The organism is Citrobacter sp. Cf136, assembly GCF_030333815.1.
GTDB classification, from domain to species: Bacteria; Pseudomonadota; Gammaproteobacteria; order Enterobacterales; family Enterobacteriaceae; genus Citrobacter; species Citrobacter freundii.
Map to the genome: position 1 here is coordinate 843,027 of NZ_JAOWFE010000032.1, position 16,690 is coordinate 859,716.

15 protein-coding genes are annotated in these 16,690 nt (G+C 50.0%); 7 read left to right on the plus strand and 8 right to left on the minus strand.

The window, feature by feature from the left end; genetic code table 11:
- Window positions 1–153: 153 nt before the first annotated feature.
- Window positions 154–2,829: an aconitate hydratase AcnA gene (gene acnA / locus OGV98_RS08450; RefSeq protein ID WP_202581282.1), complete on the plus strand. Its 2,676-nt coding sequence runs from the start codon at window positions 154–156 to the stop codon at window positions 2,827–2,829.
- A gap of 49 nt (window positions 2,830–2,878) precedes the next feature.
- Here acnA and ribA read toward each other — a convergent pair whose 3' ends face one another.
- Window positions 2,879–3,469 carry a GTP cyclohydrolase II gene (ribA, locus tag OGV98_RS08455; RefSeq protein WP_003020601.1) on the minus strand — a complete coding sequence of 197 codons (591 nt, stop codon included), beginning with the start codon at window positions 3,467–3,469 and terminating at the stop codon, window positions 2,879–2,881.
- Between the two features lie 202 nt (window positions 3,470–3,671).
- Here ribA and pgpB point away from each other — a divergent pair, with 202 nt between their 5' ends.
- From pgpB to yciH, 5 genes are all read left to right on the plus strand, one after another.
- Window positions 3,672–4,436, plus strand: coding sequence for a phosphatidylglycerophosphatase B (pgpB, locus tag OGV98_RS08460; protein ID WP_057101429.1), 765 nt, complete (start codon window positions 3,672–3,674; stop codon window positions 4,434–4,436).
- Between the two features lie 149 nt (window positions 4,437–4,585).
- Window positions 4,586–4,894, plus strand: a complete 309-nt coding sequence (locus tag OGV98_RS08465) for a LapA family protein (RefSeq protein WP_003020595.1) — start codon at window positions 4,586–4,588, stop codon at window positions 4,892–4,894.
- Between the two features lie 6 nt (window positions 4,895–4,900).
- On the plus strand, window positions 4,901–6,070 hold the full coding sequence (lapB, locus tag OGV98_RS08470; protein ID WP_003020592.1) for a lipopolysaccharide assembly protein LapB: 1,170 nt from the start codon (window positions 4,901–4,903) through the stop codon (window positions 6,068–6,070).
- Between the two features lie 190 nt (window positions 6,071–6,260).
- Window positions 6,261–6,998, plus strand: coding sequence for an orotidine-5'-phosphate decarboxylase (pyrF, locus tag OGV98_RS08475; protein WP_003840720.1), 738 nt, complete (start codon window positions 6,261–6,263; stop codon window positions 6,996–6,998).
- Complete coding sequence (gene yciH / locus OGV98_RS08480) at window positions 6,999–7,325, plus strand: stress response translation initiation inhibitor YciH (RefSeq protein ID WP_003843984.1); 327 nt, start codon at window positions 6,999–7,001, stop codon at window positions 7,323–7,325.
- A 91-nt stretch (window positions 7,326–7,416) separates the two neighbouring features.
- Here yciH and osmB read toward each other — a convergent pair whose 3' ends face one another.
- The 7 genes from osmB to fabI form a co-directional block, all read right to left on the minus strand.
- A complete protein-coding gene (gene osmB / locus OGV98_RS08485) occupies window positions 7,417–7,635 on the minus strand; it encodes an osmotically-inducible lipoprotein OsmB (protein WP_003020583.1) in 219 nt (72 codons plus the stop codon).
- Window positions 7,636–7,903: 268 nt separating this feature from the next.
- Window positions 7,904–8,656 (minus strand): DNA-binding transcriptional regulator YciT, encoded by a 753-nt coding sequence (gene yciT / locus OGV98_RS08490; protein WP_048232126.1) that lies wholly within the window; start codon window positions 8,654–8,656, stop codon window positions 7,904–7,906.
- 95 nt (window positions 8,657–8,751) lie between these two features.
- Window positions 8,752–8,934, minus strand: a complete 183-nt coding sequence (locus tag OGV98_RS08495) for a YciZ family protein (protein WP_003020577.1) — start codon at window positions 8,932–8,934, stop codon at window positions 8,752–8,754.
- A 183-nt stretch (window positions 8,935–9,117) separates the two neighbouring features.
- On the minus strand, window positions 9,118–11,109 hold the full coding sequence (gene pdeR / locus OGV98_RS08500; protein WP_003840724.1) for a cyclic di-GMP phosphodiesterase: 1,992 nt from the start codon (window positions 11,107–11,109) through the stop codon (window positions 9,118–9,120).
- 264 nt (window positions 11,110–11,373) lie between these two features.
- Entirely contained in the window at window positions 11,374–13,308 is a 1,935-nt protein-coding gene (locus tag OGV98_RS08505) for an exoribonuclease II (RefSeq protein ID WP_003840726.1), read from the minus strand.
- Between the two features lie 89 nt (window positions 13,309–13,397).
- Window positions 13,398–14,543 (minus strand): carboxymuconolactone decarboxylase family protein, encoded by a 1,146-nt coding sequence (locus OGV98_RS08510; RefSeq protein ID WP_202581284.1) that lies wholly within the window; start codon window positions 14,541–14,543, stop codon window positions 13,398–13,400.
- Between the two features lie 197 nt (window positions 14,544–14,740).
- Window positions 14,741–15,529 (minus strand): enoyl-ACP reductase FabI, encoded by a 789-nt coding sequence (fabI, locus tag OGV98_RS08515; RefSeq protein ID WP_003020565.1) that lies wholly within the window; start codon window positions 15,527–15,529, stop codon window positions 14,741–14,743.
- Between the two features lie 442 nt (window positions 15,530–15,971).
- Here fabI and OGV98_RS08520 point away from each other — a divergent pair, with 442 nt between their 5' ends.
- Entirely contained in the window at window positions 15,972–16,661 is a 690-nt protein-coding gene (locus tag OGV98_RS08520; RefSeq protein ID WP_200011230.1) for an EAL domain-containing protein, read from the plus strand.
- Window positions 16,662–16,690 lie beyond the last annotated feature (29 nt).

Sequence of the window (16,690 nt, forward strand, 5' to 3'; positions counted from 1 at the left end):
CTCCTTACCATCGACCTCAGTTCGCGCTTTTATATCGCCCGCTACTTTTATCATTTTGAGTTGTTATCAAAGCGTTACATTTTGTTTGTGTTATCTTTAATACTAACCCTGAGGAAAGTCAGGGGATCCAACCCTGTCATTTAAGGAGGAGCTATGTCGTCGACCCTACGAGAAGCCAGTAAGGACACATTGCAGGTTAAAGATAAAACCTACCGCTACTACAGTTTACCTCTGGCTGCTAAATCACTGGGTGATATCACCCGACTACCCAAATCGCTAAAAGTGTTGCTGGAAAACCTGCTTCGTTGGCAGGATGGTAATTCCGTTACCGAAGATGATATTCATGCTCTCGCGCATTGGCTGAAGACCGCCCATGCCGATCGTGAAATTGCCTATCGACCCGCTCGTGTTCTGATGCAGGATTTTACCGGCGTGCCGGCGGTGGTCGATCTTGCCGCCATGCGCGAAGCGGTGAAACGTCTGGGGGGAGATACGGCAAAAGTGAATCCGCTTTCGCCAGTGGACCTTGTCATTGACCACTCGGTAACGGTGGACCGTTTTGGTGATGATGATGCTTTTGAAGAAAACGTTCGCCTGGAAATGGAACGTAACCATGAACGTTATGTGTTCCTGAAATGGGGACAGCAGGCATTTAGTCGCTTCAGCGTTGTACCGCCGGGAACGGGGATTTGCCACCAGGTAAACCTTGAATACCTTGGCAAAGCCGTCTGGAGCGAGTTACAGGACGGTGAGTGGGTGGCTTATCCCGATACGCTGGTCGGTACCGATTCCCATACGACAATGATTAATGGTCTCGGTGTGCTGGGATGGGGCGTTGGAGGCATTGAGGCTGAAGCAGCAATGCTGGGTCAACCGGTCTCTATGCTTATCCCGGATGTTGTGGGCTTTAAACTAGTGGGCAAACTGCGGGAAGGTATCACCGCTACCGACCTGGTTTTAACCGTTACCCAGATGCTGCGTAAGCACGGCGTGGTCGGTAAATTTGTTGAATTCTATGGTGATGGCCTCGACACCTTACCGCTGGCCGATCGGGCAACCATTGCGAACATGTCACCGGAATACGGCGCAACCTGCGGTTTCTTCCCGATCGATGGCATCACTCTTGAATATATGCGTCTGAGTGGACGCAGTGAGGAGCAGGTTGAGTTGGTCAGCGCCTATGCCAAAGCGCAGGGAATGTGGCGTAATCCAGGGGATGAACCCGTATTTACCAGTTCACTGGAGCTGGATATGGGCAGTGTGGAAGCTAGCCTTGCCGGACCGAAACGCCCGCAGGATCGGGTGGCACTGGCTGACGTTCCGAAAGCGTTTTCGGCAAGTAATGAACTCGAAGTAAATAGCTCGCTGAAAGACCGTCAGCCCGTGGACTACACCATGAGCGGCCAGCAGTATAAGCTGCCGGACGGTGCGGTGGTGATAGCAGCTATCACTTCCTGTACCAACACTTCCAACCCAAGCGTATTAATGGCGGCGGGACTGCTGGCGAAAAAAGCAGTGACACTTGGTCTGAAACGTCAGCCGTGGGTGAAAGCCTCGCTGGCGCCAGGATCGAAGGTGGTGTCTGATTATCTGGCGCAGGCTGGGTTCACGCCGTACCTTGATGAGCTGGGATTTAACCTTGTAGGTTATGGCTGTACCACCTGTATTGGTAACTCGGGTCCGTTACCCGATCCTATCGAGACAGCCATCAAAAAAGGCGATCTCACCGTTGGCGCCGTGCTTTCCGGCAACCGAAACTTTGAGGGGCGTATCCATCCGCTCGTGAAGACCAACTGGTTGGCGTCTCCGCCGCTGGTGGTGGCCTATGCGCTAGCAGGGAATATGAATATCAATCTGACGAAAGATCCGTTAGGCCATGACAGAAAGGGCGATCCCGTTTATCTGAAAGATATCTGGCCGACGGCTCAGGAAATTGTCCGTGCCGTGGAGCAGGTTTCTACCGCCATGTTCCATAAAGAGTACGCTGAAGTCTTTGAAGGTACGCCAGAATGGAAAGCTATCCAGGTTGATCGGGCTGATACCTATGGTTGGCAGTCTGACTCAACTTATATCCGCTTGTCGCCGTTCTTCGATGGTATGCAGGCTACGCCGGATCCGGTCCAGGACATTCATGGTGCGCGTATCCTCGCAATGCTTGGGGATTCCGTCACCACCGACCATATTTCTCCTGCCGGCAGTATTAAGCCGGATAGCCCAGCAGGTCGTTATCTGCAAAGCCACGGCGTTGAGCGTAAAGATTTCAACTCCTATGGTTCACGCCGCGGGAATCATGAAGTGATGATGCGCGGTACCTTTGCCAATATTCGTATTCGTAATGAGATGGTACCCGGAGTGGAAGGTGGGATGACGCGTCATTTGCCGGGAACTGAGGTAGTGGCTATCTATGATGCGGCTATGCAATATCAACAGGAGAATATCCCCCTGGCGGTTATTGCCGGGAAAGAGTATGGCTCTGGCTCCAGTCGCGACTGGGCGGCAAAAGGCCCGCGCTTGCTGGGGATTCGCGTGGTTATCGCTGAGTCCTTTGAGCGAATTCACCGTTCTAACCTGATTGGTATGGGGATTTTGCCGCTGGAATTTCCACAGGGAGTCACGCGCAAAACGCTGGGACTAACCGGTGAGGAAGCGATCGATATTACGGACCTGCAAAACATCAAGCCGGGCGCAACAGTGTCGGTGAATATGGTTCGCTCAGATGGACGTAAAGAGGTGATTTTATGCCGCTGCCGTATCGATACTGCGACGGAGCTAACTTACTACCAAAACGATGGTATTCTGCACTACGTGATTCGTAATATGTTGAATTAAAATGCATAAAGCCTGCGAGAGCAGGCTTTATTATCGGCGGTAACAACCATTACTTGCCCAGCAAATGCCCCATCTTGGCGGCTTTGGTGTCCAGGTAATGTTCATTGTTCGGGTTACGACCCACAATCAGCGGCACGCGTTCAACAATATTGATTCCCGCTTCAGTCAGAATTTCCACTTTTTTCGGGTTATTGGTCAGCAAACGAACTTCGTCCACGCCCAGCAGCTTGAACATATCCGCACACAGCGTGAAATCACGCTCATCTGCCGCAAAGCCCAACTGATGGTTAGCCTCAACGGTATCATAACCCTGGTCCTGCAACGCGTAGGCGCGGATTTTATTGAGCAGGCCGATATTGCGTCCTTCCTGACGATGATAAAGCAGGATACCGCGCCCTTCTTCAGCAATGTGGGTGAGAGCCGCTTCGAGCTGGAAGCCGCAATCGCAACGCAGGCTAAACAATGCATCGCCAGTCAGACATTCGGAGTGGACACGCGCCAGAACAGGCGTTTGACCTGTGATATCGCCAAAAACCAGTGCGACGTGATCGTGTCCGGTTGCCAGTTCTTCAAATCCCACCATCAGGAAATCACCCCAGGGGGTTGGCAGTTTGGCTTCTGCCACACGTTTAAGCTGCATGTAATTCTCCAGATTATGCTGGCACTGTCGTGCCGTCGCCTGTTGGCTTCTTGTTCTGTATTGCACTATTTTGCCATAAGGCAACGATGTTCACCTAATCGCGACAACGGATTCGCCTTTGGAATGGCACAAAAATGTCAATTTTCCCGGCATGCACTTTTTTCAGTTATGATTGTGAGACTTATCGACGAAAGGAGAGGCAATGCTGTCAATTGCAAAGCGCACTGCGGTCGGGGCCGGGCTGCTACTTATTATGCCGGTTGCTGTATGGGTATCGGGCTGGAGCTGGCAGCCGGGACACAACGTTTGGTGGCTAAAATCTCTGTACTGGGTAACGGAAACGGTGACGCAGCCGTGGGGGATTATCACTCACGTTGTGCTCTGCGCATGGTTTCTGTGGTGTCTGCGTTTTCGTCTGAAAGCTGCGGTAATGCTGTTTGCGATCCTGGCCGTGGCAATTTTAGTCGGTCAGGGTGTGAAGTCCTGGGTTAAAGACAGGGTGCAGGAACCTCGGCCCTTTGTCGTATGGTTGGAAAAAACGCACCATATCCCGGTTGATGAGTTCTACACTTTAAAACGTAAAGATCGTGGCAACTTAGTTAAAGATCAATTGGCCGAACAACAGGATATTCCGACGTTTCTACGTAAGCACTGGCAAAAAGAAACGGGTTTTGCCTTTCCGTCAGGACATACAATGTTTGCTGCCAGTTGGGCTTTACTGGCAGTAGGGCTGTTATGGCCACGCCGACGTACGCTGACGATTATGTTTTTGCTTATCTGGGCGACAGGTGTTATGGGTAGCCGCTTGCTGTTGGGCATGCACTGGCCTCGTGATTTGGTCGTTGCAACGCTGATTTCATGGCTGCTGGTAACGCTGGCGACCTGGCTCGCGCAGCGAGTGTGCGGGCCACTTACGCCGCCTGTGCAGGAGGCAAAAGAAATCGCGCAACGCGAGCAAGAAAGCTAGCTATGATTGATTTTTCAAATTTTGCCCTTAAATCAGAAAGCGGAAAGCGCTTTTCCATTTCGCACTCGTTGTGAAAATGGTAATTTAAAGGGCTCAACGCGGTAAGTTGTACACGATTTATTCGCTTAAACCACATAACGGGAAGTAATGTGAAATATTTACTCATTTTCTTACTGGTGTTGGCGATTTTTGTTATTTCGGTGACATTAGGTGCGCAAAACGATCAACAGGTTACGTTTAATTACCTGCTGGCTCAGGGTGAGTATCGTATCTCTACGCTGCTTGCTGTATTGTTTGCCGCAGGTTTTGCGATTGGTTGGTTAATTTGCGGCCTTTTCTGGCTGAAGGTTCGAGTGTCTCTTGCGCGCGCCGAACGTAAAATCAAACGACTGGAAAACCAGCTTACGCCTGCGACCGACGTTGCGGTTTCTGCCGATTCGTCGGTTGTGAAGGAATAATTATTTATGTTGGAGTTGTTGTTTCTGCTTTTACCTGTAGCCGCTGCCTATGGGTGGTATATGGGTCGCAGAAGTGCGCAACAAACCAAGCAGGATGAAGCTAACCGTCTTTCCCGTGACTATGTCGCCGGGGTTAACTTCCTCCTGAGCAACCAACAAGACAAAGCGGTGGATCTGTTCCTTGATATGCTAAAAGAGGATACGGGCACCGTTGAGGCTCATCTCACTCTCGGAAACCTGTTTCGCTCGCGCGGTGAAGTCGATCGCGCAATCCGCATCCATCAAACGTTAATGGAAAGTGCTTCGCTGACCTACGAGCAGCGTTTGTTGGCCGTACAACAGTTGGGGCGCGATTACATGGCCGCAGGTCTGTACGACCGCGCGGAAGACATGTTCAATCAGCTTACCGATGAAACAGATTTTCGCGTCGGTGCATTACAGCAACTGCTGCAAATTTATCAGGCGACCAGCGATTGGCAGAAAGCCATTGATGTCGCAGAACGTCTGGTGAAACTAGGCAAAGATAAACAGCGTATTGAGATAGCCCACTTCTACTGCGAACTGGCCTTACAGCAGATGGGCAGCGACGATATGGATCGCGCCATGGCGCTGTTGAAAAAAGGGGCTGCGGCAGACAAAAACAGTGCCCGGGTTTCCATCATGATGGGCCGTGTGTACATGGTGAAAGGCGAGTACGCGAAGGCCGTTGAAAGTCTGCAACGCGTGATTTCTCAGGATAAAGAACTGGTCAGCGAAACGCTGGAAATGCTGCAAAGCTGCTACCAGCATCTGGGTAAAACCGATGAGTGGGCAGAGTTTTTACGTCGGGCCGTTGAAGAGAATACTGGCGCCGCCGCCGAGCTGATGCTGGCCGATATTCTTGAAGCGCGTGAGGGGACTGATACCGCTCAGGTTTATATTACCCGCCAACTACAACGCCATCCTACGATGCGCGTTTTCCACAAATTAATGGATTACCATCTTAACGAAGCAGAAGAAGGGCGCGCGAAAGAGAGCCTGATGGTTCTGCGCGATATGGTCGGGGAGCAGGTGCGCAGCAAGCCGCGCTATCGTTGCCAGAAGTGCGGATTTACCGCATATACACTGTACTGGCACTGCCCATCTTGTCGCTCATGGTCAACCATTAAGCCTATTCGCGGGCTTGATGGGTTGTAATTTTTAAAAAAATCTTACTTTAGTTACAACATACTAATGATGAGTAACAAAGCCATCCTCAGCCACCGTTGCCAAATTCGCCTGGCAGAAATGGAATCGCGCCTGTTAATTTTCTATTACCGCAGGTAGAATGCACGCCGTTTACCCATTTCGCGCTACTGTCGGCGCCCATCCTCAAGAAGGTCTGGTCATGACGTTTACTGCTTCATCTTCTTCTCGTGCTGTTACTGATTCTCCTGTCGTTGTCGCTCTCGATTATTCCAATCGTGATAAAGCATTAGCTTTTGTCGACAGAATTGATCCTCGTGATTGCCGTTTGAAAGTGGGCAAAGAGATGTTCACGCTTTTTGGACCTCAGTTGGTTCGCGATTTACAACAGCGTGGTTTTGACGTTTTTCTTGATTTGAAATTTCATGATATTCCCAACACTACCGCGCATGCCGTTGCGGCAGCGGCTGAGCTTGGCGTGTGGATGGTTAACGTTCATGCTTCTGGTGGGGCGCGTATGATGACCGCCGCACGTGAAGCCTTATTACCTTTTGGCAAGGACGCACCGCTGCTGATTGCGGTAACGGTTCTGACCAGTATGGAAGCCAGCGACCTCGCCGATCTCGGCGTGACGTTGTCACCTGCAGAGCATGCTGAAAGGCTGGCGCGCTTAACCCAACATTGTGGTTTGGATGGCGTTGTATGCTCCGCGCAGGAAGCGGTGCGATTCAAGCAGGCGTTTGGCCAGGCATTTAAATTGGTTACGCCGGGTATTCGTCCTGAAGGCAGCGAGGCGGGCGACCAGCGTCGCATTATGACGCCGGAACAAGCACAGTCAGCTGGTGTGGATTATATGGTTATTGGTCGTCCGGTCACGCAGTCGGCAGATCCGGCTCAGACGCTGAAGATGATTAATGCCTCACTGAAACGAGGTGCGTAAATGAACGACTCAAACTCTCGCCTGGTCTACTCAACCGACTCCGGGCGCATTGATGAACCAAAAGCTGCTCCTGTGCGCCCACAAGGCGATGGCATTGTTCGTATCCAGCGCCAGACCAGTGGCCGCAAAGGTAAGGGCGTGTGTTTGATTACCGGTATTGATCAAGACGATGCCGAACTGACCAAATTAGCTGCGGAACTGAAGAAAAAATGTGGTTGTGGCGGGGCAGTGAAGGATGGCGTGATTGAGATACAGGGTGATAAACGCGACTTGATTAAATCGCTGCTGGAAGCCAAAGGAATGAAAGTTAAACTGGCTGGCGGTTAATAAAAAAAGCCACGGAATATTTCCGTGGCTTTTTAATAATACAGACCTGAAAAAGTAAACGTATTATTATATCGAGCCGTTCAACCGTAGATTATTTACCCACCTGGTGGCCAATGATACCACCTACTGCAGCACCACCCAGCGTACCCAGCGTGCTGCCGTCAGTCAGGACTGCACCACCTATTGCACCTGCACCAGCACCGATTGCAGTGTTACGATCGCGTTTGGACCAGTTAGAGCAGGCGCTCAGCGACATTGCCAGAGTAATCGCCAGAATGGCAGCGGTCATTTTTTTGCTCGTTACTAACATAATACTTTCTCCTGAATTATTGATTCACGGAATCCAGTGTTCTTTAAGAATAGCGCTAAATTTAGGCTAACGAAGATATTTCCGTGAAACCGTTTAGCGAAGGCATTACAAACACTATCCTGAAGTTGGAGGTTCGTTCCTGTTATATCGCTAACATTAATTTTACGACTTAATCCTGTTAACGACAGGTAAAAAGTCTTAATTGGACTGTCAGATAACTCTCAGAGAGGAGATGATTTGCCAACTGACAAATCATCTGCTGAAGATGTTACGCGCGGGTATCAATGATATTGACGGTTAATCCGGAATGCTCAAGCTGCATTTGTACGCTGGCGCTAAGCCTGGAGTCCGTGACTACGCGGCTGAATCGCTCTAATGGACCCAGCGTGTACGGGTGAATGGCTTCGAATTTTGAGCTGTCAGTAAGCACAATAACTTCTGCACCTTTTTCCAGCACCGCGTTAACCACATCAGAACGCATCATGTCGCGTCCGGTGAAGCCGGTGTCAGCCTGCCAGCCATCAATGCCGATAAAGGCCTTGCTGAAGTGTACCTGCTGGATAAACTGGCGAGTTAAGGGCCCAACCATACTTTCGCTTTTTTTCTGATAGATGCCGCCAAGGAGAATCACTTCGCAGGGGGTTTCTTTCAGCAGATGGGCTATATAGCTGCTGACGGTAATGATGGTGACATCTTTTTGCTCCGCGAGCGTTCTGGCTAAGAGCGCATTGCTGCTGCCGTTTTCAATGAATACGGACTCACCTGGGCTTACCAGCGATGCGGCGAATTCAGCCAGCTCACGCTTCAGCGTAAAATTAGTCATCATGCGCGTTTCCACATCATCGCTGTTCAATGAAACAGCAAAACCGTGCGCACGGCGTAAATAACTCTGTTTTTCCAGTGTGTTCAGATCCTGTCGAATCGTCACTTCTGAGACACCGGTGATTTTTGCCAGTTCGGCAACGCTCATCTGACCTTTATCAGTCACCATCTGCAAAATAGATTGTTGTCGGGAATTCATAATATTAATTTTATTGCGATATCGTATCGGAAATTAAACGGAAACTGCCTCACGTGCAGTTTGCTTATAGCAGCGACATTAAAGGGTTAATGTCATCAGATCTCCCAGGGAGCCTTGTGCTTTTTGGGCAAGGATTCGGCATCTTCTTTGGTCATGTTTAGCAGCTCAGCCTTCAGAATTTCGAGATTATGGATAGCTGAGTGGTAATCACCTGCAACGAGGATATCCAGCACGGTATCAATGCGTTCGGCCAGACGCTGAGCGTCGATATCAGACATGGTTATCATCCTAATGGCAATAGAGTTTGAATTTCATGATGCAGAATTTCATGGCAAAAGAGAAGGGAAAAATAGTATTAACTATCAACGATAGAAGAATATTATATATTCTGTGATTACATGAAGATAGGATCGTTACGTAATGTCCATTTATGGCTATTTTCAACGTTTGATCCCACTGCATTAGCGTGTTTTTTTATTGAGGTGCCGTCGATACCAACGCTCAAACGCGGCGGCTGGCATTGGTTTGGCAAACAAAAAACCCTGACGCTCGTTGACGCCATTTTTGGTTAAAAACGCATCCTCTTTCGCGCTTTCAACACCTTCGGCGATGACCTGCAGGTTGAGTGCCTGTGCGACCGCAACAATGGCACGTACCAGCGACTGCGAAACAGGTTGTTTGTGTACATCCCTGACAAAGGTTTGATCCAGTTTAATTGCATCAAGCGGGAACCGAGCCAGTTGAGACAGTGACGAATAACCGGTACCAAAATCATCCAAATGGATTTGCGCCCCCATCTGGCTAAACTGCTGAATGACGGACAGTGCCAACTGCTCATTTTCAATTAAACTGCTTTCCGTTAACTCGACATCGATGGGGCAATATTCAAAGTCGAGTTCATGAAGCACCTGCTTGAGATCGGTAAATAGCGTCTGATCGGCGAGCTGCCGGGCAGAAACGTTTACCGCCACGCGCAGATTGATTCCCTTTGCGCGCCATTTTGCTATCTGACGCACAACGTCCAGAATAACCCAGCGACCCAGAGGAACGATAAGCCCTGATTCTTCGGCGTAGGAGATAAATTCCAGTGGTGGAATGAGGCCACGTTCCGGAGACTGCCAGCGAACCAGCGCCTCCAGGCTGCGCACTTCGCCTCGCCAGGTTATCTTTGGCTGATAATGGATAACCAGTTGATCGTTTTCCAGCGCCTTGCGCAGATTAGTATCCAGCCACAGATATTCAAATACCCGCTGATTCATTTCCGGAGAGAAAACACAAAACTGTCCACGGCCACCTTCTTTTGCGGTGTACATGGCCGTATCGGCGTTACGAATGACGCTCTCGCAGTCCTGACCATGTTGTGGAGCGAGGGAAATACCAATAGAGCATCCGGTATAGATTTCAATCAGGCCGATGCGAAAAGGTTGACGCAGGCGTGTCAGAATACGCGACGCGGTGGCTTCCAGTGAACCCTGGGATGTTTCGGTGGCAAGGACAATAAACTCATCGCCGCCAAACCGTGCCAGTAACTGGTTTTCGCTAAGGCAACTGAGTATTGCCAGCGATACGCTTTGCAATAGCTGATCGCCAAACATATGCCCGTAGGCATCGTTTACCTTTTTGAAGTTATCCAGATCGAGGTACACAATCCCGACCTGCGTATCGCCCGCGTTCTCAATCGCATTGCTGATCAGATTATGAATAGCGTTGCGATTGGGTAATCCAGTGATCGAGTCAGTATTCGCCAACACCCGCAAACGCTCCTGGGCGCGGCGTTCTTCAGTGATATCGGTCCCGGAACAGATCAGAAATATTTCGTTCTTGCCGCTACCGTTATGCACAAATTTATTACGAAATAAAAACAGACGCTGTCCTTTGCAGGTCTTCACCCAGCGTTCAACTTCATATGAGTTACCTTCGCGAAAAAAGACCTCGATATTGCGTCGTGACGCGGCAGCTTCACGTCGACTCATAAATAATGTGAATACACTTTGGCCAATGACTTCACGTTCTTTGAGTCCGGTATACTCTTCGCACAGTCGATTAAACCGCTGAATGTTGCCCATGCGATCAAGAATGACAATGACTGAATTGGCTTCAGAAACCACCTGTTCGGCAAAAGAGAGGCCATGAGCCAGGTCACGGGCGACGGAAGGGGTGTCATCCCAGGCGGATGCGCTACCAGCCCATTCACGCTTATTGATTTTTCGGCCGACCAGATGCACGGGAATGTTGTCATCTTCAATCGGTAACGTCATTAATAAACTTGACGTAATTACCGTCATCTCGCGAATGCGTTCGGCTTGTTCCGGGGATAATTCGATGGTCTGATCGGCCTCTGACGTTTCTTCGACAGAGAAATGCAGGATGTTGCAATCCTCTGACAAACGCCAGTAAGGGTTATTAGTGCCAACATAGCTATACAACGTAATCAGCTCCCGGACGTCTTTCATGATGTGTACTATCCCGTTTAAAGCGCATAGAGCCTCAAAAGTATGGGTAGCCATGATTCATTCAGGGTGATTATGGCTGAACGTATTGTTTTTTTTATATATTTATGTGTAATCCAGAATCCGTAAAAAGCAAAGCCAACGGAGCTGAAAAATAGTAAATAAATTTTTTGACTGGATGAAAGAAGTGTAGTGCGCGGTTGAAATTTGGGAGGTAAAAAGAAAACGACCTTTCAAAAATGAGAAAGGTCGCGTGATTTATGCGTGTTACGCGGCTGGACGCGCGATAACGCTGCGGGTTTCCATCCGTACTTCAGCGATAGTTACGTCAATCACATCCGTGACTTTGTAAACAACTTCACCTTTAATTTGCACGGTGCCGCTTTCCTGGCTGCATACCAGTTCATCACGAACGGCGTGCAGGAACGGTGCTGGAATAAATGCAACAGCGCCATTATCAACTAAGCGCACGCGCATGCCACCGCGGCTGACGTCAATGATCTCGGCCGCAAAGCGGGTGTCGGTACCGGCTTTATCACTCAGGAAACGGGCGTAAAGCCAGTCACCCACGTCACGCTCAGCCATCCGGTTCAGGCGACGACGTTCTGCCATTTGCACGGTGGTATCATCCTGAGGTCGGGCGATGGTTTCGCCTTTGATGACAGCCTTAAGCAGACGGTGGTTGATCATATCGCCATACTTACGGATTGGGGAAGTCCAGGTGGCATATGCCTCCAGACCCAGCCCAAAGTGTGGACCTGGCTCAATACTTATTTCAGCGTAAGACTGGAAGCGGCGAATTCGGCTGTCGAGGAAGCCTGATGGCTGAGCATCCAGTTCTCGGCGCAGTTTGCAGAAACCTTCCAGAGTCAGGACTTCTTCGGCATCGACGTGCATACCGTGGGTTTTCAGCAGCGCGGCCAGAGCGTCGGCGTTGGCCGGGTCGAATCCCATATGGACGTTATAAATACCGAAGCCCAGCTTGTCGCGAAGCACACGGGCGGCGCAAATATTTGCCGCAATCATGGATTCTTCCACGATACGGTTTGCGATGCGACGTGGTTCAGCGACGATGTCCAGTACTTCACCTTTTTCACCGAGAACGAAACGGTAGTCCGGGCGATCTTTAAAGACCAGCGCGTGGTTATGGCGCCACTCTCCTCGGCTCAGACAAATACGATGCAGCAGACGGATCTGTTCCGCAATCGCGTCGTTTTCTGGTTGCCACTCGCCTGTACCTTCCAGCCAGTCGGAAACATTGTCATAGGCCAGCTTCGCTTTTGACTCAATTGTCGCAGCGAAAAAGGTGATGTTGTCTTCAATCGCGCCATCGGCGGTAATGCTCATACGACAAGCTAAAACCGGGCGCACTTCGTTCGCGCGCAGAGAGCAGAGATCGTCAGACAATTCACGTGGCAACATCGGGATATTGAACCCCGGTAAATAATTGGTGAACGCGCGAATTTTTGCCGTTTTATCCAGCTTACTGCCTTCTGCAATCCAGGCTGTTGGGTCGGCAATGGCGACGGTTAATTGTAGCGTGCCGTCAGCTTGTTCTTCAGCATACAGCGCATCGTCCATATCTTCGGTGCTGGCGCTGTCGATGGTGACGAAATTAAGGGCGGTTAAATCTTCACGAACCAGGCCTTCGTCCAGCATTTCGGTTGCTACGCCGTCCGGTGCTTCTTTTTCCAGATTATGGCGTGCCAGTGTGACCCACCACGGGACAAAGTGGTCATCAGCAAAAGTGATAAATTGGGTTAACTCGGCGTAGAAGGTGCGATCGCCTTTCAGCGGGTGACGGCGCATTTCTGCAACCGCCCAGTCGCCTTCTTTAAATTCATGTTCAACGCCACGGGTGGCACGACAAGGAATAGCATCTTTCAGTAACGGATGATCCGGTACGATGGACAGACGATCATTTTTGCCCTGAACTTTACCCACGAAGCGCGTCAGGAAGGGTTCGATCAGTTCTTCCGGCTCTGCAGACTCACGATCTTTTTCTGTATGGATAACCGCAACAATGCGGTCGCCATGCATCACTTTTTTCATCTGCGGCGGTGGAATGAAATAGCTTTTTTGTGCATCGACTTCCAGGAAGCCAAAGCCTTTTTCCGTGGCTTTTACCACCCCTTCAGCACGTGGCGTCTGGGAATGTAGTTGCTGTTTAAGCTGCGCTAGCAGCGGGTTGTCCTGAAGCATAATTGTCTATTTTCGTGGCTAAAAGAGCGGCTGACAGTTTTACGCGATTCTGCCAGTGGCAGCAAGCGCTCTTTCAGTAAGTGGATCGGTTAATCAGTGTCGCCCAGCGCGATTTTCAAGCGATTCAACCATCCGCACAATCCACTCCAGGCTAGCAGGTTGATGGCCTGCTCTGAAGAGATTCCCTGATCGAACAAAGACGTTAACAGTGCGGTGCTAAAGCGGTCGGGCGCCCGGGTCAGCCATTGTACCGCCTGTAGGGTGACGTGCTCAACCGGATGTCGTTGTTCCCAACGTTGTAATTCACGTTCATCCAGGCGAAGCAGGGCGATAACGTCGACTAATTCATTTGCTGTATGCGCCTGCTCGTTAAAGCAGGCCACGCTGCCGTTAATTCGTGACGTCACCAGCGCTGCCAGTGAAAATTCCTGTACTGATACAGTGCTGCGCCGGACAGCGGAAATCAGCGTCGTGAGTAAATCTAAAATGACCGGTGAATGTATCAATAATGGCACCAACGCTTGCAGTTCATCGGGATATCCTCTGGCAGAATTCTCAGCATGGGGGGGATATTTTTCGATCGGGAATGGTGCAGCATGCCAGGTTGTCTTTGTGGCGTTAAATAACGAAGCGTGAGCAAATTGCTGAATATCCAGCCCCGGTATTCGGCGTACCGGATGACCAGACCAGGCCTGAAACAGGGCCACGGTTCGGGCCTGAAAACCGATGAAGCCGATGATTTGATTCATCAGAATATTATCGCTGGTGGTCAGTCCGACCGCTTCCAGATGCTGACGGTCGCGTTCGCCTATCACGGCAGGAGAGCTGGCAAGTTGGCGAGCATATTGGGTGATTTGTGCCAGTCGATGGTTACTTTCCCGCGAGGAGTCCGGACCGGGAAGCGGTGTTAAACGCGCGGCATAGTGATTACATAATCGCTGCACACCATACACCTGAGCGACGGTCAGGGCTGTACTCATCCGTTCATAGGCACTGAACGTATGCATCTGATTCAGGTTTACATGAGCCGGGAAGAGCATCTGGGCAAGTTTACGGGCAGGGGTTAACCAGGATTGAAAGGGCGAAAGAGCGTCATCAGGTAATGCCAGATCCAGTAAAAAACTGTCGTCGACATGAGCGGCTTCCGGGACCAGCGGCAGAACATCTTGTGGATACGTACTGGATTGCGTCTCATGATACCAGTGGCTTTTGCCTTCAATTCGGCGTTGTTCCATGGGCGTTCCTTGGTCTAAAAGTGGCGACCCGGACTCGTCGTCATACTACTACGCCGGATCGTTTGCGCTGCAATATCCTGACGTAAGCAGATGAGGGGATGAAAGATTGTTACGTGATAATAAATATCAGAAAGGCATATGTGGTAGCTGAGAGGAGTGTCATGGGCGGCGCAAGACCGCCCATCGAGGTCTTAGGATTATTTAAGTTCCAGCTCGTTCATTGCGGCGATGCTGAAGCCACCGTCAACGTGTACGACTTCACCAGAGATACCGGCAGAGAGATCGGAGCACAGAAATGCTGCGGAGTTACCCACATCTTCAATGGTAACGGTGCGGCGAATCGGTGTAACCGCTTCACAGTGCGCCAACATTTTACGGAAATCTTTAATGCCAGAAGCGGCGAGTGTACGGATTGGACCTGCGGAAATGGCATTCACACGCACGCCTTCAGGTCCCATCGCATTAGCCATATAACGGACGTTCGCTTCCAGGGAGGCTTTCGCCAGGCCCATGACGTTATAGTTAGGGATTGCACGCTCTGCGCCCAGATAGGACAACGTCAGTAGCGCAGAGCCAGGGTTTAGCATGGAACGACATGCTTTTGCCATCGCAACAAAGCTGTAAGCGCTAATGTCATGCGCAATTTTAAATCCTTCGCGGGTAACTGCGTTCACATAATCGCCATCCAGCTGGTCAGCAGGTGCGAAGCCGATTGAGTGTACGAAACCGTCGAATTTCGGCCAGGTTTTGCTCAGTTCAGCAAACATGGCGTCAATGCTGGCATCTTCAGCCACATCACACTGCAAAACAATGTTGGAGCCTAATTGCGCTGCAAATTCTTCCACACGACCTTTCAGCTTGTCGTTCTGGTAGGTGAACGCCAGTTCAGCACCTTCGCGATGCATCGCCTGAGCGATTCCCCATGCGATAGACAATTTACTGGCAAGGCCTGTCACCAGAATACGCTTACCTGATAAAAAACCCATGGCTTTAATCCTTTTTGTTAACACTTATCTTTTACCAATCAATGAATTATGATTGACGCGTTAAGCTCACTCGAAATTGGTCTGAAATTATATCCCACGCCTTTTCCCTGAGGAATGGTTATCAACCTCACGTGACCTGTCACTTCATTGCATGTGGGGAGTATATCATTCCCCTCCGGTTATGCTTCGTTCAGGCATTTAACGTCGGTGAATCAGAGAAAATGCAAGGTTTCAAAGGCATTGAAATGGTATTATTTCATTGCTAGCTGATGTTAATAAACATAGCAAGGTAGGAACTTTCTTAAAACAAAAAATATGACAATATTCAGCTTGTTATGATATATTGTTTTTATCGATCAATATCGACACATTGATCGATATTATTGATTGATTGTGATTAGAAGTGCATTATCATGACGTTATGATCAATTGGAGTGGTCTTATGCACTATCATTTCATCGCGGAAACGATGAGAGACACAACAGATAAATTACTGGGCGTAGAGATCAACGCCCGGTTTACTTCAGATACGGTTCAACCGTTGCATCCAGATTTCATCATTTCAGCGTGGGATAGCGAACAAAAGCGTAATTTCATGCTCGAGCAAATTCGATTAATTGCCGAAAAGCGTGACTGGTTTGAGCGCAACAGCCTTATTTGTACCCTGAAACTCATTGACGAAATGGCGCTGTTGGCGATTGGTGATCCAGCCATCAAGTCGGCCTTACAGGCACTACCATTTATTGCGCTGGAACTTTCAGAACGTTTTCTGACGAATACCGTGTGCCTGAATAGTCTGTTGATTAATTCACTTCGCGACGGCCCAAACGCATTGTGGTTAGGCGATCTTGGCACCGGCAGCGTAGGGGCCAGCCCGCTGGTTTGCGGTCATTTTGACGTTGTTAAACTGGATCGCGGTTTCTTCCTGGAACAGGTAGAAAAACCGATGTTCCCGGTGCTGATCAAAAATATCAGGGAATATTGCGACCGTGTTGTAGTGAAGGGAGTCGAAACAGTACAACTTGTCGACGAGGCCAGTGCTGCAGGTGTCTGGGCAATGCAGGGTGCCCTTTACCCGTCAGTCACGTTTACCGAAGTTGATACGCTGCTCTTACCTACGTTGTGTCACTGATGGCAGAATGCCCCCCGGTTGAGGGGGCA